At 61.2% G+C, this 20494-nt stretch carries 18 protein-coding genes, 1 tRNA gene and 1 riboswitch; of the genes, 11 read left to right on the top strand and 8 right to left on the bottom strand.

All coding sequences use genetic code 11. The features are described 5' to 3' along the window. Nucleotides 1–7: 7 nt before the first annotated feature. A tRNA-Leu gene (locus tag ACB035_RS05360) sits at nt 8–93 on the bottom strand. A 143-nt stretch (nt 94–236) separates the two neighbouring features. On the opposite strand from ACB035_RS05360, the gene ACB035_RS05355 reads away from it, so the two are divergent. Beyond that, on the top strand, nt 237–770 hold the full coding sequence (locus ACB035_RS05355; RefSeq protein WP_162511651.1) for an RDD family protein: 534 nt from the start codon (nt 237–239) through the stop codon (nt 768–770). Between the two features lie 74 nt (nt 771–844). Here the strand turns inward: ACB035_RS05355 and lptG are convergent, their stop codons facing one another. Beyond that, the gene (lptG, locus tag ACB035_RS05350; RefSeq protein ID WP_005355217.1) at nt 845–1915 is read right to left on the bottom strand and encodes an LPS export ABC transporter permease LptG; all 1071 of its coding nucleotides are present in this window, start codon (nt 1913–1915) and stop codon (nt 845–847) included. Between the two features lie 25 nt (nt 1916–1940). Next, entirely contained in the window at nt 1941–3053 is a 1113-nt protein-coding gene (lptF, locus tag ACB035_RS05345) for an LPS export ABC transporter permease LptF (RefSeq protein WP_005356742.1), read from the bottom strand. A gap of 172 nt (nt 3054–3225) precedes the next feature. Between lptF and pepA the strand changes: the two genes are divergently transcribed. The 3 genes from pepA to ACB035_RS05330 all read left to right on the top strand — a co-directional run bounded on the left by pepA (nt 3226) and on the right by ACB035_RS05330 (nt 8281). After that, nucleotides 3226–4734 (top strand): leucyl aminopeptidase, encoded by a 1509-nt coding sequence (gene pepA, locus ACB035_RS05340; RefSeq protein WP_005336423.1) that lies wholly within the window; start codon nt 3226–3228, stop codon nt 4732–4734. 174 nt (nt 4735–4908) lie between these two features. Next, on the top strand, nt 4909–5364 hold the full coding sequence (locus ACB035_RS05335; protein ID WP_005336425.1) for a DNA polymerase III subunit chi: 456 nt from the start codon (nt 4909–4911) through the stop codon (nt 5362–5364). A 64-nt stretch (nt 5365–5428) separates the two neighbouring features. Next, a complete protein-coding gene (locus ACB035_RS05330) occupies nt 5429–8281 on the top strand; it encodes a valine--tRNA ligase (RefSeq protein ID WP_371166854.1) in 2853 nt (950 codons plus the stop codon). A gap of 69 nt (nt 8282–8350) precedes the next feature. Here ACB035_RS05330 and ACB035_RS05325 read toward each other — a convergent pair whose 3' ends face one another. After that, on the bottom strand, nt 8351–9337 hold the full coding sequence (locus ACB035_RS05325) for a sodium:calcium antiporter (RefSeq protein WP_371166853.1): 987 nt from the start codon (nt 9335–9337) through the stop codon (nt 8351–8353). A gap of 88 nt (nt 9338–9425) precedes the next feature. Then, a riboswitch (yybP-ykoY riboswitch) is annotated at nt 9426–9532 on the bottom strand. A 172-nt stretch (nt 9533–9704) separates the two neighbouring features. Here ACB035_RS05325 and ACB035_RS05320 point away from each other — a divergent pair. Beyond that, nucleotides 9705–10292 (top strand): superinfection exclusion B family protein, encoded by a 588-nt coding sequence (locus tag ACB035_RS05320; protein WP_005336432.1) that lies wholly within the window; start codon nt 9705–9707, stop codon nt 10290–10292. Between the two features lie 96 nt (nt 10293–10388). On the opposite strand, the gene ACB035_RS05315 is transcribed toward ACB035_RS05320, so the two are convergent. Further along, nucleotides 10389–11249 carry a GyrI-like domain-containing protein gene (locus ACB035_RS05315; protein ID WP_371166923.1) on the bottom strand — a complete coding sequence of 287 codons (861 nt, stop codon included), beginning with the start codon at nt 11247–11249 and terminating at the stop codon, nt 10389–10391. A 4-nt stretch (nt 11250–11253) separates the two neighbouring features. After that, a complete protein-coding gene (locus ACB035_RS05310; protein ID WP_371166852.1) occupies nt 11254–11751 on the bottom strand; it encodes a GNAT family N-acetyltransferase in 498 nt (165 codons plus the stop codon). Between the two features lie 161 nt (nt 11752–11912). On the opposite strand from ACB035_RS05310, the gene ACB035_RS05305 reads away from it, so the two are divergent. Then, on the top strand, nt 11913–13361 hold the full coding sequence (locus ACB035_RS05305) for a catalase (RefSeq protein WP_371166851.1): 1449 nt from the start codon (nt 11913–11915) through the stop codon (nt 13359–13361). A gap of 310 nt (nt 13362–13671) precedes the next feature. Here the strand turns inward: ACB035_RS05305 and ACB035_RS05300 are convergent, their stop codons facing one another. Continuing rightward, a complete protein-coding gene (locus ACB035_RS05300) occupies nt 13672–13989 on the bottom strand; it encodes a YnjH family protein (RefSeq protein WP_042053450.1) in 318 nt (105 codons plus the stop codon). Between the two features lie 223 nt (nt 13990–14212). On the opposite strand from ACB035_RS05300, the gene ACB035_RS05295 reads away from it, so the two are divergent. Both ACB035_RS05295 and ACB035_RS05290 read left to right on the top strand, forming a co-directional pair. After that, on the top strand, nt 14213–15514 hold the full coding sequence (locus ACB035_RS05295; protein ID WP_371166850.1) for a hypothetical protein: 1302 nt from the start codon (nt 14213–14215) through the stop codon (nt 15512–15514). 109 nt (nt 15515–15623) lie between these two features. Continuing rightward, nucleotides 15624–16391, top strand: a complete 768-nt coding sequence (locus ACB035_RS05290; protein ID WP_371166849.1) for a substrate-binding periplasmic protein — start codon at nt 15624–15626, stop codon at nt 16389–16391. 12 nt (nt 16392–16403) lie between these two features. Here ACB035_RS05290 and ACB035_RS05285 read toward each other — a convergent pair whose 3' ends face one another. Continuing rightward, nucleotides 16404–17252 (bottom strand): LuxR C-terminal-related transcriptional regulator, encoded by an 849-nt coding sequence (locus ACB035_RS05285; RefSeq protein WP_371166848.1) that lies wholly within the window; start codon nt 17250–17252, stop codon nt 16404–16406. A gap of 146 nt (nt 17253–17398) precedes the next feature. On the opposite strand from ACB035_RS05285, the gene tyrS reads away from it, so the two are divergent. The 3 genes from tyrS (at nt 17399) to ACB035_RS05270 (ending at nt 20490) form a co-directional block, all read left to right on the top strand. After that, nucleotides 17399–18664 (top strand): tyrosine--tRNA ligase, encoded by a 1266-nt coding sequence (gene tyrS, locus ACB035_RS05280; protein ID WP_069528506.1) that lies wholly within the window; start codon nt 17399–17401, stop codon nt 18662–18664. A 168-nt stretch (nt 18665–18832) separates the two neighbouring features. Beyond that, nucleotides 18833–19744, top strand: coding sequence for a triacylglycerol lipase (locus ACB035_RS05275; RefSeq protein WP_005355232.1), 912 nt, complete (start codon nt 18833–18835; stop codon nt 19742–19744). Further along, nucleotides 19741–20490, top strand: coding sequence for a lipase secretion chaperone (locus tag ACB035_RS05270; RefSeq protein WP_371166847.1), 750 nt, complete (start codon nt 19741–19743; stop codon nt 20488–20490). Before ACB035_RS05275 ends, ACB035_RS05270 begins: the two co-directional genes overlap by 4 nt. Nucleotides 20491–20494 lie beyond the last annotated feature (4 nt).

Raw genomic sequence — 20494 nt, 5'->3', positions numbered from 1 at the left:
AATTTGATGGTGCCCGGGGTCGGACTCGAACCGACACGGTTATTCACCGGCGGATTTTGAATCCGCTGCGTCTACCGATTTCGCCACCCGGGCAACTGCGAGGGATTATACGAATGGCGCGATGCCATGCAAGGTGTTTTTCGATTGAACACTCCCGTTTGTTCATTTATTCAACGCCTTGCCGATGCGGGGCCAGTTACATAGAATGCCGCCATCATCTTAATGGAATAAAAACGATGGCCAAGCCTAAAAAAGTCCAACTAAAATCCCCCTCTCCTGCCACTCAGCCATACCCGTCAGCAGGTCTGCTGCGTCGCCTCGGCGCTCTGATTTATGATGCGCTGGTGGTAACTTCGCTGCTGATCATCGCCGGCTTTATCGGCATGGGTGTCGCCAAGCTGTTGCTGGTCACCGGCATGGCCAGCGTACCGGCGGGTGAAGATACCGTCTGGTTGCTTACCCGCCACCACCTGAGCCTGATCTACACCCTGTGGCTCGCCTTCGTCATCTGCGGTTTCTACACCTGGTTCTGGACCCGTGCTGGCCAGACCGTCGGCATGCGCGCCTGGCGGCTGCGCATTCAGAACGAGGATGGCAGCCACATCCGCGTTACCCAGGCGCTGATCCGTCTCGCCACTGCCGCCTTTGGTCTGGGCAACCTGATGTGCCTGTTCAACCGCCAGCGCCCACGGGCGTTTCAGGATATCTGGGCCGAGTGCGAAGTGATCGTGCTGAGCAAGCAGGAGAATCTGGAATTGCTAAACAAGTAATCCCGGATCAATGCAGCAACGAAAGAGGGCACCAACAGGTGCCCTCTTTGCATTTCCTCATAACCTCGTGCGGATTACTGCTTGCGGCTGAGGATGTAGAAGGAGATACCGCCAAACAGCAGGCTGGGCGCGATAGCCGCCAGAATGGGCGGTACCGCATAGACCAGACTGATGGGGCCAAACACCCGATCACTCACGTAGACGGCGAAGCCGGTCATGATCCCCATCAGCATCCGCGCGCCCATGCTCACCGAGCGTAGCGGGCCGAAGATGAAGGAGGATGCCAGCAGGATCATCGCCACCACCGAGAGCGGTGACAGCAATTTGCGCCACATCTCCAGCTTGTAGCGACCGGCATCCTGCTTGTTGGCATCGAGATAGCCGATGTAGTCGAGCAGACCGGAGACCGAGAGGTTCTCGGGGTCGATACTCACCACCCCCAGCTGCTTGGGAGTCAGCTCCGAGCTCCACTCCATCTTGTCATGCTGTTCGCTGCGGATCTGCGCCGGGTCGTCGAAGCGGGTAACCTGGGTCTGCTTGAGCAGCCAGTGGTGGCGCTCGAACACCCCCTCCTGCGCCTGCACCACGTCGATCAGCTTGCGCTCGGGGGTGAAGCGATAGAGGGTGATGCCGGTGAGGGCGCCATCGTTACGCACCCCGTTGATATTGACGAAGTTGTTGCCATCGCGAGCCCACACCCCGTAGGCGGAAACCGTCAGACGACCTTCGGACAGCGCGCCCGCCTTGATGTCATCGGCCATCCGCTTGGCGATGGGGGCCACATATTCCCCCATCAACCCCACCATGATCATCAGCGGGATCGCCGTCTTGAGCGCCGCCATTACAATACTGATCTTGGAGCGACCCGCCGCCTGCATCACCACCAGCTCGGAGCTGGTCGCCAGCTGACCCAGACCAATCAGGCCACCCAGCAGCGCGGCCAGCGGGAAGAAGAGCACCGCCTCCTTGGGCATGGAGAGCAGCACATAGTAGAGGGCGTTGATCATGTCGTAGTTGCCGTCACCGACCGACTTGAGCTGCTCCACATATTTGATGAGCCCCGCCAGACCAACCAGCGTGATTTCACACAGCAGGATCGACATAAAGATGACCCTACCGATATATCTATCGAGAATGCCAAACATCAGCAGAAGTTCCTATGTTGCAGCATCATGCTGATTTTCTGTTGAAATAGCGCCCTTTCACCCCGTTCCACCAGCTGGTGCCCTGCAGATTGAGGGGCAGGCCGATAAACAGCAGGTAACCGAGCGGCACCAGGAACATCCCCGGCCAGTAGGGCAGCCGACCGCTGTCGATGGCCGAACGGGCGGCGCTGAGCAGCAGGAAGTAGGAGAGATAGAGCATGATGGCCGGCAACAGCTTGGCGTAGCGCCCCTGACGGGGATTGACCCGCGCCAGCGGTACCACCAGCAGGGTGAGCACCGGAATGGAGAGGGGCAGCGAGATACGCCACTGCAATTCCGCCATCATGGCGTTGTCCTGGGTACCGAACAGTTCCATGGTCGGCTTGGCCGCCGCCTTGCGGTTGGAACGCTCCATCTCCTGCTGACGGATCACCAGACCATATTCGCGAAAATCGGAGATCTGGAACTGCTTGCCGGAGAAGTTCCCTTCGTAGCGGGAGCCATCCATCAGGGTCAGCCACTGCAGGCCGTTCTCATCGACCGTCACCACCCCTTCGGTCGCCACCACCACCGAGGGAGGATTGTTCCCCTCCGCCCGCTGCAGCACGAAGATCTTTTGCAGTTTTGAGCCGTTGTCGTTCAAATCCTGGATATAGGCAACCAGACGCCCCTTGTCGAGCTCCATAAAGCGGCCAGCCTGCAGGAAGGAGATACCTGGATCCGACTTGAACTCGTCGATCACCTGATACTCGCGCTCCTTGGCCTGCGGGGCGATCCAGCCAGTGTTGAACGCCGCAACCACCGCCGTCAGCAAGGCCAGCAACATGGCGCTGCGCATCACAAAACGGTGGCTGAAGCCGACCGCATGCATCACCGTCATCTCGCTTTCGGCGTAGAGGCGACCATGGGCAAACAAAATGGCTAAAAAGAGACTGATAGGCAGCATCAACAGCGCCATATTGGGCAAGTTGAGCAGCAGCAGGGTGGAGACCAGACGTGTCGGCACCTCGCCATCGGCGGCGTCACCGATGATCTTGATAAATTGTTGGCTGACAAAGATAAGCAGCAATACGAATAACACTGCCAGCTGGGTTTTCAGGGTTTCCCTGAACAAATATCGGAAAACGATCACAGTCATTCCCAAGTAAACTTGTGTTTTTAGTCGAATGCCTGAAAAATAGGGCCGTATATTGGATTTTTACCAGTTTGAACTGCGGAGCCTGTGGCTGTTCGCTCCGCCTCTGATACCCCAACAAGCACCGCATTATTCAATAAAAGGTGCCTTTTGTCTTTAGGATGTAGGAGATTCCATGGAGTTCAGTGTAAAGAGTGGCAGTCCAGAGAAGCAACGGAGCGCCTGCGTCGTAGTCGGCGTATTTGAGCCTCGTCGCCTCTCTCCGGTTGCCGAACAACTGGACAAGATCAGCGATGGCTATATCAGTTCGCTGCTGCGCCGTGGCGACCTGGAAGGGAAACCAGGCCAGATGCTGCTGCTGCATCAAGTACCGGGCGTGCTCAGCGAGCGCGTACTGCTGGTCGGATGCGGCAAGGAGCGGGAACTCGACGAACGCCAGTACAAGCAGATCATCAACAAGACCATCACCACCCTGAACGAAACCGGCTCCATGGAAGCGGTCTGCTTCCTCACCGAGCTGCACGTCAAGGGTCGGGATACCTATTGGAAGGTGCGCCAGGCGGTAGAAACCACCAAGGCGGGCCTCTACAGCTTTGATCAGTTCAAGACCAACAAGGCCGAGCCACGTCGCCCGCTGCGCAAGCTGGTATTCAACGTGCCGACGCGTCGGGAACTGACCATTGGTGAAAAAGCCATCGCTCACGGTCTGGCCGTGGCCAAGGGTGTGCGGGTCTGCCGCGACGTGGCGAACATGCCGCCCAACGTCTGCAACCCGGCCTATCTGGCCTCCCAGGCCCGTCGTCTGGCCGATGCCTACGACAACATCACCACCAAGGTGGTGGGCGAGCAGGAGATGGCCGAGCTCGGCATGAACTCCTATCTGGCGGTGGCTCGCGGCTCCGACAACGAAGCCATGATGGCCATCATCGAATACAAGGGTCATCCGGATGCCAAGCCCATCGTGCTGGTCGGCAAGGGTCTGACCTTTGACTCCGGCGGCATCTCTATCAAACCGGCCGACGGCATGGACGAGATGAAGTACGACATGGGTGGCGCCGCCTCCGTGCTCGGTACCATGCATGCGCTGGCCCAGCTGCAACTGCCGATCAACGTCATCGGCGTACTGGCTGGCTGCGAGAACATGCCGGGTGGCAACGCCTATCGTCCGGGTGACATCCTCACCTCCATGTCCGGCCAGACCATCGAAGTGCTCAACACCGATGCGGAAGGTCGTCTGGTGCTGTGTGATGCGCTGACCTATGTGGACCGCTTCGATCCGGAAACCGTGATCGACGTGGCGACCCTGACCGGTGCCTGCGTCATCGCGCTGGGCCACCACACCTCGGGTCTGCTGGCCAACCACAACCCGCTGGCCCACGAGCTGCTCAACGCCTCCGAGCAGGCGGGTGATCGCGCCTGGCGTCTGCCGCTGTTTGACGAGTATCAGGAGCAGATCGACAGCCCGTTCGCCGACATGGCCAACATCGGCGGTCGTCCGGCCGGCACCATCACCGCAGCCGCCTTCCTGTCACGCTTCACCAAGAAGTACAACTGGGCCCACCTGGATATCGCCGGGACCGCCTGGAAGAGTGGCAAGGATAAAGGCTCCACCGGTCGTCCGGTGCCCCTGCTGACCCAGTTTCTGCTGAACCGGGCTGGCGTGGATATCGAAGAGAAAGAGTAACTCTCCGGCCCCTGCCGATGGCTGCATCGGAAGGGTTGGCGTTACCCTGAACCACAAGGAAGAGGCCCGCCTCTTCCTTGTTTCATTCTTGAATCAGTGAGCTGCGGACGGGAAACGCCCCGTCAGCCTCATGAGGCGGTCAACAGTCCGTCACCGCAAAACGGGATCAACCTGATGAGCCAAGTGACCTTTTACCTGATGAGCGAACAGGATGACGCGCAGGCCTCTGCGGTCGAGCGACTGGCCTGCACTCTTGCAGCCGAGTCGTGGGGCGCGGGCCATATCTACCTGTTCTGCGACGATGAGGCTCAGGCTCTGCGCCTGGACGAGCTGTTGTGGCAACTGCCGCCGGAGCGCTTCGTGCCGCACCAACTGCAAGGCGAAAGCGGCATGGCCCCGGTGGAGATCGGCTATCAGCCACCGAAACGGCGCTACGCCCGCCTCATCAATCTGGCCACTGCGACACCTTTGTTTGCAGGACACTTCGCTCAAGTGGTAGATTTTGTCCCCACTGACGAAACACAAAAGCAGCAAGCCCGCGAGCGCTACAAGCACTATCGCCAGGCAGGCCATACCCTCGAAATGAGGGATCAGCCCGTCCTTGCCGCACCGGATCCGGCGCAGCCCTGACTGCAACCAATTGATCCATAAAGAATCAACACCAGACTCCATCCATCCAGATTACGGCGAGACCATGGAAAAGACTTTTAATCACAACGCCATCGAACAGGCGCTCTATCAGCACTGGGAAGCCCAGGGTTACTTCAAGCCCCACGGCGACACCAGCAAAGACTCCTTCTGCATCATGATCCCGCCGCCGAACGTCACCGGCAGCCTGCACATGGGTCACGCCTTCCAGCAAACCCTGATGGATACCCTGATCCGCTACAACCGCATGCAGGGCAAGAACACCCTGTGGCAGGCAGGTACCGACCACGCCGGTATCGCCACCCAGATGGTGGTTGAGCGCAAGATCGCCGCAGAAGAGGGCAAGACTCGCCACGATTACGGCCGTGATGCCTTCATCGACAAGATTTGGCAGTGGAAGGAAGAGTCCGGTGGCACCATCACCCGCCAGATGCGCCGTCTGGGCGACTCCGTGGATTGGGAGCGCGAGCGCTTCACCATGGATGAGGGTCTCTCCGCCGCCGTGCAGGAAGTGTTCGTTCGTCTTTACGAAGATGGCCTGATGTACCGCGGCAAGCGTCTGGTGAACTGGGATCCGAAACTCAACACCGCCATCTCCGATCTGGAAGTGGAGAACCGCGAGATCAAGGGCCACATGTGGCACCTGCGCTATCCGCTTGCCAATGGAGCCAAGACTGCCGAAGGCAAGGATTACCTGATCGTCGCCACCACCCGTCCGGAGACCATGCTGGGCGATACCGCCGTGGCCGTGAACCCGGAAGACCCGCGCTACAAGGCGCTGATCGGCCAGCACATCCTGCTGCCGCTGGTGAACCGTCTGATCCCCATCGTTGCCGACGAACACGCCGACATGGAGAAGGGCACCGGTTGCGTGAAGATCACCCCGGCCCACGACTTCAACGATAACGAAGTGGGCAAGCGCCACAGCCTGCCGATGATCAACATCTTCACTCTGGACGCCCACGTGCGTGCCGAGGCCGAAGTTGTCGACACCAACGGCAACCCGAGCACTGCCTACGATGCAGCCCTGCCGGCCGAGTTCGCCGGTCTGGAGCGCTTCGCCGCCCGTAAAGCGATTCTGGCCAAGCTGGAAGAGCTGGGTCTGCTGGACGAGATCAAGGATCACGTGCTGCAACAGCCTTACGGCGATCGCGGTGGCGTGCCCATCGAGCCGATGCTGACCGACCAGTGGTACGTGCGCGTGGCACCGATGGCCAAGACCGCCATCGAAGCGGTGGAGGATGGCCGCATCCAGTTCGTGCCGAAGCAGTACGAAAACATGTACTTCTCCTGGATGCGCGACATTCAGGACTGGTGCGTCTCCCGTCAGCTGTGGTGGGGTCACCGCATCCCGGCATGGTATGACGATGCCGGCAACGTCTACGTTGGCCGCAGCGAAGACGAAGTGCGCGCCAAGCACAGCATCCCGGCCGTAACCGTACTGCGTCAGGACGAAGACGTGCTCGACACCTGGTTCAGCTCCGCCCTGTGGACCTTCTCCACTCTGGGCTGGCCGAACAACACCGAGGCACTCAAGACCTTCCACCCGACCGACGTGCTGATGAGCGGCTTCGATATCATCTTCTTCTGGATTGCCCGGATGATCATGATGACCATGCACTTCATCAAGGACGAAAACGGCCAGCCGCAAGTCCCGTTCAAGACCGTCTACATCACCGGTCTTATCCGTGACGAAGAGGGCCAGAAGATGTCCAAGTCCAAGGGCAACGTGCTGGACCCGCTCGACATGATCGACGGTATCTCGCTGGAAGATCTGCTGGAGAAGCGCACCGGCAACATGATGCAGCCGCAGATGGCCGAGAAGATCGCCAAGCGTACCGCCAAGCAGTTCCCGGAAGGGATTGATGCCCACGGCACCGACGCCCTGCGCTTCACCCTGGCGGCGCTTGCCTCTACCGGTCGTGACATCAACTGGGACATGAAGCGCCTGGATGGCTACAACAACTTCTGCAACAAGCTGTGGAACGCCTCCCGCTATGTGCTGATGAACACCGAAGATCAGGATTGTGGCTTCAACGGCGGCGAGATGCAGTTCAGCCTGGCGGATCGCTGGATCCAGTCCCAGCTACAAGTGGCCATCCGTGACTTCCGTACCGCCCTCGATACCTACCGCTTCGACATCGCGGCCGGTGTGTTGTACGAATTTATCTGGAACCAGTTCTGTGACTGGTATCTGGAGCTGACCAAGCCGGTGCTGACCAAGGGTTCCGAGGCCGAGCAGCGCGCAGCCCGCCACACCCTCGTGACCGTGCTGGAAACCCTGTTGCGTCTGGCGCACCCGATCATCCCGTTCATCACCGAGACCATCTGGAAATCGGTCGCCCCGCTGGCTGGCGTACACGCCGACACCATCATGATTCAGGCCTTCCCGGAGTTCGACGCAGCCAAGGTGGACGAAGCCGCGATGGCGGATCAGGAGTGGGTGAAGGAGTTCATCGTCAGCATCCGCAACATCCGCGCCGAGATGAACGTGGCACCGAGCGTGCCTCTCAACGTGCTGCTCCAGTGCGATACCAAGGATGCCAAGCGCGCCGCTGACAACGAGGCCTTCCTCAAGTCGCTGGCCCGTCTGGAGTCCATCCGCGTACTGGCGAACGGTGAAACTGCCCCGCTGTCAGTGAAGAAGCTGATCGGCGCTACCGAGCTGATGATCCCGATGGCCGGTCTCATCGACAAGGATGCCGAACTGGCCCGTCTGGCCAAAGAGGTTGCCCGTCTGGTGGGCGAGTGCGGCCGCATCGAAGGCAAGCTTGGCAACGAAGCCTTCGTCGCCAAGGCGCCGGAAGCGGTCATCGCCAAAGAGCGCGAGAAGCTGGAAGATTACCGTCTCCAGCTGACCAAGCTGGAAGCCCAGCAAGCCGAAATCGCCGCGCTGTAAGCACCACCCCAACCGATACAACAAAGCCCCCTGACCCAAGGGGGCTTTTTCATATCCGCGCTTCCCGCTTCAGCTCACCAGCAACCAGCCGCAAAAACCGAGATAGAGCAGGCCGACCAGTGCCAACCACTCGGCGGTCATCACCCCCTTTCTGAACCCCCACCAGAGCAACCCCACCGCCAGCAACGTCACCAGCGAGGAGACCATCATGGCACCATCCAGCAACCAGGGGGTGAAGATCAAGCAGAAGGCCTTGGGGATAGTGCCCTGGATCATCATGGCCCCGGAGATATTGGCCAGCGCCAGCCGGTTCTTGCCCTGCCGCACCCAGATCAGCACGTTCATCAGCTCCGGCATCTCGGTCGCCACCGGACTCAGCAGCAGGGCCGCCAGCACCGGCGAGAGACCAAACAGCTCGCCCATGCTCTCCAGCTGATGAACAAACAGCTGTGCCGCCAGCGCCACCACCACCAGCGCCCCCAGCGTCTGCAACAGCACCTTGCCAAGGGGCGGGATCCCGGCATCGGGAGCCAATTTGAGGGGCTCCGGCAGTTCGACTTCGTGACTGTCACTCTGTTTCAGCTCGCGCCTTACATAGACGAGGTATACCAGCACAAAGAGCGGGGCCAGCCAGCTCTTGCCGGTAAAGGCGACCAGACCCAGTACAGTGGCCACCAGAAAGATACCCATAAACCAGCGCTGATCCCGGCCAATCTCGCGCTGCACCTCGCCATCGATGGCCCGTTCGGTACGGCTCATGCAAAGCAGCAGGGTGAGGCCGACTGCCGCATAGCCGATGGTCGCCAGCACCAGCGGCCCGCCAAGGGCGGCGCCAATGCCGATCTCCTGCTGGGCGGTTGTGTTGCCCATCAGCAGGGCTGTCAGGGTCACGATACACTCGGGCAGCGCAGTACCCAGTGCCGCCAGCAGGGAGCCGGTCGCGCTTTGGGAGAGTTTGAAGTGGTGGCCGGTCCACTCGATGCCGTTGACGAAGTATTCGCAGGCAAGGTAGATGGTGACCGCAGAGACGAGAAATAACAGCAGGGTAATCAACATAATAGATACCGCCAGGCGAGCAGAATAACCGATGGACCCGACATGGCTCGCCCGGCTGGCGTGCATATCGAGGCCAAAGGTCTTGCAGAGCGATAGTGCCTATCGCCGCCCATGCCATGGATACGAGGATCCAAGAGTGTTGACATGGGCCCGGCCCGGAATGCGGGCGGGTTGCTACTCCCCAATGACTGAGGGGACGTTTTAGCAACGCGACCGCCGCCCCACAAGGCATATTAATGACAACCCATTCAATAAGTTGTAAGAGAATGTAACCTCGCCAGCGCTCCCTCCCCGCCGCTATTGCGCTGTTGGCACACCGATTGCTGTAGGTAGTTCACTATCCACAACAGTTTGGGAAGGATGAACAATGAAACGGTGGATCCAACATTTCTATCAACTGAACCGCCTCAATTGGCTGATGGTCTGGTTGTTACTCTGCTGCAGCATCATTCTGCTGTTTCCGGCCGGGCTGATGAAAGGGGCTGTCAGCCAGTGGGCTGCGGATCATGCGGCCTGGCTGGGAGTCGGCATGCTGATCGCCATCTCCTACTTCTGCAGTCAGGGCTTCCTGATCGCCTGGGAGTGGGCGTGCGAAGAGTGGCAGGCGCGCCGTCAGCAGGACCAGCTGGCCCAGATGATCGGCTTCCTCGACTTCAACGAGAAGGCTGTGCTGCGCGAGTTCGTGCTGCAGCGTAAAAGCGTCATAAACTTGCCGATCACCGAGCCCGCCGTCAAAAACCTGATGGATGCCGGTGTCCTCACCTACGCCTACGGCAAGCCGACCCGGGAGAAGGATGACGAGAACCAGATCCGTGCCCTGATGATCGCCCTGCCCGCCCGACCGCTGCTCACCTACAAGGTGCTGGGACTGTCGCGCGGCAAGATGAGCGACGAGCAGGTGGAGCAGATCATGAACGCCCGTCCCAAGTTCGCCCAGAAGGGGTTCCAGCGCTAACCGCCGCCCAGCAGCCAGATGCAAAAGAGCCGGACACTGTCCGGCTCTCTAATTTCTGCGCGACGTTCTGTACCATCCCTTGCGTCTTGCTGCGTCCTACCCCTTTAGGCTGGAGCAAAAGCTGACATCGTCCTGCACAGGATCATCGCTCATGCTGTGATAAAGCTCGAAGCAGGGACCATTGCCAAACTCCAGCCCGGCAGCAACGATGTCGCCGATATGCTCCTGCCAACGAGGGCCATACTGACTGCGGTCGGTAATAAGATAACGGGACTGGGCGTAACGACCGGCGGGAATAAGCTGGATCTCGACCGCTCCCATACCCACCGTCCCCGCAGGCACCGTCACCCCGATGTCAGTGCGACACTGGGCTGGCGGAGTCACCTCGGGGTTATCGTGATAGATGAAGATCCACTCCCCACCTTCCAGACCGCGGGCGCTGGCCCACTGATGCAGCTGACTACAAATGGGACCATACCCCTCGCCATAGGGGCCGGTGACACGCATATAAGCCAGAGTGCGGGCGTCCATCTCGATGGTTTTCATGGTATTGCTCCTTGCTGATGAGTGACCCTCAGCATAAGGATTCGGCTGCACAAGTGCGTGTCCATCCTTGCTCATCAAGTGTCCATTCTTGCTCTTGTCGCGGCGAAACTCTCCCGGCGTGCAACCATAGTAACGGCGAAATACCTTGGCAAACGCCTGGGAGCTGGCGAGCCCCGCCCCCAACGCAATGGCCGTGACACTGGCATCGGTATAGCAGAGCTGCCAAGCAGCCCGCTGGATGCGCAGACGACGACACATCTCCCCGGGCGTCTCCCCCGCCACAGCCGTAAACACCCGGTGAAAATGGTAGAAAGACAAGCAGGCACTGCTTGCCAGCGTTTCGATGGAGAGATCGGGATTCTGCTCCAGCGCCCGGATCACCGGGCGCAATCTGGCCTGATAATCGACCATACCGTTAGCGACTGGCGCCCCCCGCGACTCTGGCCATATAGAGCGCATCCACATAACGCCCCTGGCGGAAGGCATAGTCACGGGCTCGCCCCTCCTCGGTAAAACCGAACTTGCGATAAAGCGCCTGTGCGGCCTCATTGTCGGTATAGACGGTCAGCTCAATCCGGTGCAGGTTGAGCCAGTTATCGGCCAGATCCAGCGCCGCGGCCATCAGGGCAGAGCCAACCCCCTTGCCAGCCCAGTCATCCCGCACCCCCATGCCGATCCCGGCCACATGCTTGCGTCTGGGATTGGGTTCTACGTGCAAGGAGATCTGCCCCACCAGCAGCCCCTCTACCTCCGCCACCAAGGCGACCACATCACTGCTCTCCAACCGCTTCTGCCACTGGCTAAGGGGAGGTGTGGGCAGGTGCAGAGTGCCCGCCTGAGCATTGGGCATGGAATAGAGATCCCGCAAGGCGGGGGCATCGGCGGGTTCGGCATGACGGATAGTAATCTGCATATGAGGCTCCTTCTCGAAGCCTCCATCATGCAATATCCGGCGCGGTTACACATCCCCCAGCAACACCGATTTGTCTTGCCTATCAAAGAGCGAGGCAAGGCCCATTGGCCGAGCACGGCGCAGATCCGTAGGCTGACCCCATATCAACAAGGAGAGAAGCCATGACTGACAAGACCCTGCACAGCGCCAACGGCGCCCCCGTCGTCGACAACAACAACAGCCTCACCGCCGGCCCGCGCGGCCCCATCCTGATGCAAGATATCTGGTTGATGGAGAAACTCGCCCACTTCGACCGCGAGCGCATTCCCGAGCGGGTGGTTCACGCTAAGGGCTCGGGCGCCTACGGCACCTTTACCGTGACCCACGACATCAGCCAGTTCAGCAAGGCCGATCTGTTCAGCGCCATCGGCAAGCAGACCCCGGTCTTCCTGCGCTTCTCCACCGTAGCCGGTGAGAAGGGCGCCGCCGATGCCGAACGCGATGTACGCGGCTTCGCCCTCAAGTTCTATACCGAGCAGGGCAACTGGGATCTGGTGGGCAACAACACCCCGGTCTTTTTCATCCGCGATCCGCTGAAATTCCCTGACTTCATCCACACCCAGAAGCGGGATCCGCGCACCAACCTGCGCAGCGCCACCGCCGCCTGGGACTTCTGGTCACGCCATCCGGAATCCCTGCATCAGGTCACCATACTGTTCAGCGATCGCGGCATCCCCAAGAGCCTGCGGGAGATGAACGGCTACGGCAGCCACACCTTCAGCTTTATCAACGATGCCAACGAGCGCTTCTGGGTCAAGTTCCACTTCAAGACCGAGCAGGGCCACAGCTTCTACACCGATGAAGAGGCCGCCACCGCCGTCGGGCAGGATCGGGAGACCAGTCAGGCGGATCTGTTCAACGCTATCGAGCGGGGCGACTTCCCGCGCTGGAAGGTCTATGTGCAGGTGATGCTGGAGGCCGAAGCCCAGACTTACAACATCCACCCGTTCGACCTGACCAAGGTGTGGCCGCACAGCGACTACCCGCTGATCCCGGTGGGCATACTGGAGCTCAACCAGAACCCGGACAACTACTTCGCCCATGTGGAGCAGGCCGCCTTTACCCCGGCCAACGTGGTGCCCGGTATCGGCTTCTCGCCGGATCGCATGTTGCAAGGGCGACTCTTCTCCTACGGTGACACCCAGCGCTATCGCCTTGGCGTCAACCACGGTCTGCTGCCGGTCAACGCCCCGCGCTGCCCGTTCCATCACGGTGCCCATCGTGACGGTGCCATGCGGGCGGACAGCAATGGCGGCGCCAGCCCCAACTATCAGCCGAACCGTTTCGGTACCCAGCAGCCGAGCGAACAGCACGAACCGGCGCTGAGTCTGGAAGGGGCCGCCCTGCACTACGACTTCCGTGACTACGACAGCGACTACTACAGCCAGCCGGGCAACCTGTTCCGCATCATGGACGAGGGGCAGCGTTCACGGCTCGCCGCCAACCTGGCCCGCTCCCTCATCAATGTGGAGGATGACGCCATCGTCGCGGCCCAGCTCAAACACTTCGAGCAGGCCGACCCCGAGTACGCCAAACGAGTCGAACTGGCACTGGCCGCCTTGCAGCGCTAAGCCGCAAGCAGAAAAGATCTGCAAAAGCAAAACGGGGGCCTGATGGCCCCCGTTATCTTGCTATTGACGGTGAGAAATAGAAAACGGAGCCCGAGGCTCCGTTTTTTCAATGCTGTATCAATCCCGGACGGAACGCGCTTCGCGCTCTTCCCGCTCCCTTGCCAACAAGCGTTTGTACCACCAGCTACTGCGACGACGTTGTGCATTGGAAGAGCGACGAGCCATTTCTTAGGTTCCAGCCAAGAGAAGAAAGGAGCTGCATTATGCGACAGGGATCACGTCCATGTCTTTAGCTGGATCAAGAAAAGCCTCACTGACCCACGGAAATCGTCTTCTGATCTTTCGCACCACGGGTGGCAGGCAACACCACCGCAGGAGAACGCCAGGCCAGCGGGCCATTGCTCTCGAGGTCGTTCTGCGGGCCACACTCCAGCCAGATATCACCCTGCAGAATGCGGGCCCCTTCAGAATATTTCTGATCCGCAAACCAGCAGACCCGCTCGGGCAGCGAACCCAGTGGCAGCACCAGCTCGGGACTGGCAGACTCGCTCACCACAGTGGTTTTGGACGCGGCCAGAGCGGGGGCGAGCCAGAGGGAGGCCAGCAGGCAGAGCAGTACATTTTTCATGAGAGGGATCCTGTTGCGATGGGGGGCACTCTCGAAGAGTCGACCAGCCCCGTGGTTTACTTGACTGACAATCATACTGCCTGCTGGCATTGTGGAACCAATATGGTAGCCTGCCAGCGCCTGCGGGCAGTCTCTCGCTGCCACGCGCAAACTTCCGGTGAATTTGTCACGTCCTGACAAAATATAACCTTATTTATCAAATCGTTATTTGGATATTATCCCAATGCGTATCATGCCGTTGCTTCAGGCGGCCTGCCTGAGCCTGATGTTGTCCGCCTGCGTTGCCCCATTGCTGATGATGAGCCCCACCAGCCAGCTGATGTGGGCCCTGCTCAAGCCGCTGGTCGGCTTTGACCCGAACGAGGTCAATCTGTTCGAACAACCCCTGATCAAGGATCGGATGACCGCCATCCTTGGCCCCAATTACGACAGCACCATGCAGTTGCTCAAGACTGCCGACAAGTTACAGCAGGAGGGGCCGCTTTTCTATGTGGTCTCCGAGTATGCGCCCGTGCCGGATATCGCCAAGCAGGCGGGGATGGTGTGGAACTCGCAAACCAACCAGATGTCGGTATTGCTGCAAAAAGGGGATGGCACCACCCTGACCTTCGGCGAAAATCTGGCGGGCACGGCACCGACCTGGCCAACCTCCATGCAGGGCTGGCAGACCCCCGCCAGCCAGCTCACCCCGGCGACCAATGCCCTGACTGGCGCAGCGACCAGTCAGAGTAGCGCCTCCCCCTTCTCCCTTGGCAGCGCGCTGGGCACAGTGACCCGCGGCGTCACTGGCTCGCTGACCAACAGCGCCAGCCAGGCCATCAGCGGCGCAGCCGCCAACGCCACAGGGCAGGCCACCCAAGCTGTGAGCCAAAGCACGACCGCTCTTACCCGCACTGCAACCACCGCAGTCACCACGCCTGCCAAACAGGCAGCCAGCAGCGCAGCTGCCACCGTGACGCAGGAAGCCACCAAAGCGGTGGCCGCTCCCGCCAAACAGGCCGTCAGCAGCACCACTGCGACCGCGACGCAGGAAGTCTCCAAGGCCGTTGCCATTCCTGCCAAGCAAGCAGTCAGCAGCGCCGCTGCGACCGTGACGCAAGAGGCAACCAAGGCTGTTGCCTCTCCAGCCAAACAGACCGTCAGCAGTGCCGCGGCGACCGTGACACAGGAAGCCACCAAGGCTGTTGCCGATCCAGCCAAGCAAGCCGTCAGCAGCACTGCTGCCACCGTGACGCAAGAAGCCACCAAGGCCGTTGCCGTTCCTGCCAAACAGGCCGTCAGCAGCGCCGCTGCGACCGCGACCCAAGAAGCCACCAAAGCCGTTGTCGCTCCGGCCAAACAGGCAGTCAGCAGTGCCGCCGCTACCGTGACGCAAGAGGCAACCAAGGCCGTTGCCGCTCCAGCCAAACAGGCTGTCAGTGCAGCCTCTCATACGGCCGGAGAGAGCGTCGCCGATGCCGCCAGAGCGGCGGAAGCCAAGGCTCGCGCCAAAGCAGAGGCGGAGATGGAAGCCCTGCTCAAATAAACCGACAGGCCACCGCAAGGTGGCCTGTTTTTTATCCCGCTACCGGATCATGACGTTATGGAAAAGGCCACATAGACTGTTAGGTAACTACCCGCACAAGGAGTGCATCATGCGTCGTCTGCTCCCTGCTCTCGCCCTGTTTATCGCGCTCCCGGCTTCGGCACTTATCTACTATTCGGAGCAGAACATGCCACTCAATGGCCAGGATAAAAATGGTCAGCCTGTGGGATTGGCAGTCGAGTTGCTGCGCCTGATGTGGCGTGAAATGGGAGAGCCGGAGCAACCCATCCACTTTCTGCCCTGGGCCCGCGGCTGGTATCTGCTGACCCAGCAGCAAGAGGCCGTGCTCTTTACCACGGCGCACACCAAGGAGCGGGATCCCCACTTCCTCTGGGTCTGCCCCATCAGCCACTCCAGGGTCGCGCTGGTCGGCCGCAAGCAGGATGCCCCCAAAGTGGCCAGCAAAGCGGATCTCGCCAAGCTGCAGATTGGTGTGATGCAGGCAGATGTCGGGGAGCAGTTGCTGCTCAACCGCGGGATCAGCCCGGGCAATATGATGTCGGTAGAGCGCATGGATCAGGTGGTGCGCCAGCTCATCATGGCGCGCACCGATCTGGTGGCGGGCAACGAGGTGATGTTGCGCCATCAGGCCAAAGAGCTGGGTTTCCCCAGCGAGGATTTTGTCACCGTCGCGATCATTGAAGAGCAGGACAACTGCTTCGCCTTCAACCTGAGGGCAGACAAGCAACAGGTTGCCCGCCTGCAACAGGCGCTGGACAAGGTCAAACAGGGGGATGAATACAAGCAGCTGATGAAGCGCTACCAGTTGCTCAGTATCCTGCCCGAAACAACTCCCACCATCCCGCGCCTCGAGTAACCCCGGCCCGCCCTATGGCGGGCTCTCTCTATCTCCCGCCGATGACGCCTGCGATGCCTCCACCGGCGCCGTAATGAGGTGGTTCAGAAAGAGATTGAACAGCTCGGCCCGCGAGCCGAGCCGCAGCTTGCCATAGAGATGCTTGCGGTGATTCTTCACCGTGCCGCAGCCAATCCCGAGCTCCGCGGCAATCGCCTCCGTATCCAGCCCCTGCAGCAGCAACTCCGCCACCTGCCGCTCGCGCCGGGTAAGCCTATCGCCCCCGACACTCGACATAGCCTGCTCCACCGAGCTCCGGAGGCTGGCGCTGTCTGGCTGCGCCGTGCTCTGGGCCAGCAGCGGCTGGCTCTGCCGCCACTGCTGACGACAGAGCGAATGTACCAGCGGGAACAGCTGCTCCAGCCTTGCCAGCTCGTCACGACTGAGGGTACTGCGCTTGTCGAGTCGCCCCAGAAACAGCATCAGCGTCAGCCCGTCCCGCACCGGCAGGATCAGCCCCACCTCCTCCTGCCAGCCGGTGGCCTGATAGAAGTGGTGGCGATATTCGGGATCGAGCCGCCCTTGGGAGACCTGCGCCAGGGTCCAGACGCCGGCAGGCAAGCCCTGCTCCAGCGCCTGCATAAAGGGATCCTGACTGAAGTGGCTGGTGAGGTAGCGATCAAAGAGCAGGGCCCGCTGATGGTTGAGGTTGTCGTAGAGGTAGACGGGGCGCAGCCCCACCCCGAGCAGCAGGGCGCAATCAAACGCCACCTGTTGCTGGATCAGCCGCACCAGCGCCGCCGCAAAGGCGCTGCTGTGCAGGGCATCGACCACCTCGGTCATGCTGCGGGTCAAGGCATCTGTGGTGAATGGCTGGGTCATGGTGGCACGTTTCCGGTGACGGGGAGCGATTCCCCGCTATGGCTGAATGCTAGCACGAGAGTGGCAAAACTGTCCCTTAGGGGACATATCCGCCACCGGCCAGAACGGCGAGGATGACGGCTTTTCCCCCTGCTGTTGGAGAACCCATGATCAACCCCCACCTGCTCGATGAACTGACCGAGCGCGGCCTTGTGGCCCAGAATTCCGACCCCGCGGCCCTGGCCGATCATCTTGCCACCCCGCGCACCGTCTATTGCGGGTTCGATCCCACCGCCGGCAGCCTGCATATCGGTCATCTGGTGCCGCTCTTGATGCTGCGCCGCTTCCAGCTGGCGGGCCACACCCCGGTGGCACTGGTGGGCGGGGCAACCGGCCTTATCGGCGATCCCAGCTTCAAGGCGACCGAGCGCAGCCTCAACAGTGCCGATACCGTGCAGGGTTGGGTCGCCAGCCTGTCGGCCCAAATCAGGGCGCTGCTGCCCGCCGATGAGGGCCTGTCGGCCCCGCAACTGGTCAACAATGGCGACTGGATGGGGCAGATGTCCGCCCTCGATTTTCTGCGGGATATCGGCAAGCACTTCTCGGTCAACGCCATGCTGGCGCGGGAGTCAGTGCGCCAGCGACTGGCCCGCCCGGATCAGGGCATCTCGTTCACCGAGTTCTCCTACGCTCTGCTGCAATCCTACGACTTTGCGGTGCTGCACCAGCGGCTCGGTTGCACCCTGCAGATTGGCGGCAACGACCAGTGGGGCAATATCACCAGCGGCATGGATCTCACCCGTCGCCTCCATCAGGCGCAGGTGCACGGCATGACCCTGCCCCTCATCACCAAGGCAGACGGCACCAAGTTCGGCAAGACCGAAGGGGGCGCGGTCTGGCTCGATCCGGCGCTCACCTCCCCTTACGCCTTCTACCAGTTCTGGCTCGGCACCGCGGATGAGGATGTCTACCGCTTCCTGCGCTACTACAGCTTTATGTCACTGAGCGAGATTGATGCACTGGAGGCGGAAGACGCGAAGCGGCAGGGGCGCAAGCAGGCCCAGCAGGTGCTGGCCGATGAGCTGACCGAGCTGGTACACGGCAAGGCGGCGCTGGCAGCGGTGCAGCGCATCAGCGAGCTGCTGTTTAGCGGCGATGTGGCCCGCCTCGGCGAGAGCGATCTGGCCCAGCTGGCGCAGGATGGCATGCCGAGCAGCACCGTCAGCGGCGAGACGGATCTGGTCAGCCTGCTGGTCAGCTGCGGTCTGGCTAACTCCAGGCGCATCGCCCGCGAACTGCTGGCGGCGGGCGCCATCAGCCTCAATGGTGTGCTCAAGCAGGATGATCAGCTGAGCGCCACTGATCGGCTATTTGGTCGCTACCTGCTGCTGCGCCGGGGCAAGAAGCAGTATCACCTGGTGGAGTGGCAATAAGCCGCAGGGCGGGGAGCACAGCCTCCCCGCCCGCACCCAGAACCCCTTTTGAATCCCGAGTTGCGATCCCCCTCACAGCCTCTCCCGTCAGCAGCAACCATACTGGCACCGGCGAACATGGAGTACGCCACACAATCTGTTCCTCACGAATCAACAAGGATGCTGATGATGAAGAGATGGCTTCTGGTGCTGCTCTGCACCCTGCCCATGCTGGCACACGCCAGCGGATACACCCAGACCCGCTACCCCATAGTGCTGGTGCACGGCCTGTTCGGTTTCGACAAGCTACTCGGGGTCGATTACTTCTACGGCATTCCCCAGGCCCTGAGCCGGGATGGTGCCAAAGTCTACGTGGCTCAGGTATCGGCCACCGCCAGTTCGGAGCAACGGGGCGAACAGCTGCTCGCCCAGGTTGAGCTGCTGCTGGCTGCCACCGGCGCCGAGAAGGTCAACCTGATCGGCCACTCCCACGGCGGTCCCACCATCCGCTATGTCGCCTCGGTCGCCCCCGAGCTGGTCGCCTCCGCCACCAGCGTCGGCGGGGTCAACTACGGCTCCGAGATTGCCGATCTGGTGCGGGCCAATGCCGCCCCCGGCAGCGCTGCCGAGAAGCTGGCTGCCGCCGCGGCCCACGCCCTCTCCGGCATGATTTCACTGCTCTCGGGCGGGAGCCAGCTACCGCAAGATCCGGTCGCCGCCCTCGATGCCCTCACCAGCAAGGGGGCCAGCCAGTTCAATCAGCGCTACCCGGAGGGGCTGCCCAGCCGCTATTGCGGTGAGGGGCCGATGCAGGCGACCAACGGCGTCTACTACTTCTCCTGGAGCGGGCGCGGCAACCTGACCAATTTGCTGGATCCGGTGGATCCTGCGCTGGCGCTGACCGGAGCCTTCTTCAAGGAGCCCAATGACGGACTGGTCGGGGTCTGCAGCAGCCACCTCGGCAAGGTGATCGGCACCGACTACCGGATGAACCATCTGGACGAAGTGAACCAGTCCTTCGGCATCCACCATCTGTTCGAGACCGATCCGGTCACCCTCTATCGCCAGCATGCCAACCGTCTCAAGGAGCTGGGACTATGAAGATAGCCACCCTGCTCGTCGTGCCCTGCGCCATCACCCTGCTGCTTGGCGGGGTGTTGCTCTGGCCCACGGCTCCGACGGCAGACTCATCCCCCGCTCAAGCCAGCCAGCATGCACAGAGCCACCCGCACGATCCCGAGCAGGAGGCCGCCGATGCCCTGCAGGCGCGCTATCGCACCTTTGTCTCCGCCCAGAGCAGCCTGACGGTGCCCACCGAGATCTCCCTCGCCAGCCTGCAGATCCTGTTTGACGAGCGGGAGCAGCTGCGCCAGCAGAGCTTTACCCCGGCCGAGCAGGCCCAGCTGTTTGCCGAGGATCGACTGATGGAGCAGCTGACCCTGCGCCGCAGGGCGCTGGCGGAGGCGAGAGACAGCGACAAGTCGCAGCTGGCCAGCGAGCTGGATCTCTGGCTGGCGGAGCAACCGGACTGGTTTCGCGAGGCGGAGGCCAACAGCCGTCTGCTTGAGGAGTTGCAAGAGCTGGCGCAGATGGACCCGGCCAAACGGGAGGCTCTGCTGCTGGAGACGGGGGGGCCGGAAGCGGTGGATCGGATGCGCCAGCTGGAGCAGAACCGGCAAGGGTTCGAGGAGCAGCTCAGCGACTTTCTGGCCGAACTCAGGCAACTGCCGAACGAGGCCAGGGCCGAGCAGCAGCAGGAGCTGCTGGCCCGCTGGTTCGAGCCCGGACAGTGGCGCCGGGTCGAGGCGATCACCCGGCTCAAACTGGGGGAGCCACAAGCCGAATGAGAAG

Source organism: Aeromonas sp. S12(2024) (genome assembly GCF_041402305.1).
Lineage (GTDB): Bacteria > Pseudomonadota > Gammaproteobacteria > Enterobacterales > Aeromonadaceae > Aeromonas > Aeromonas veronii.
This window is presented reverse-complemented; position numbering and strand designations above follow the sequence as displayed.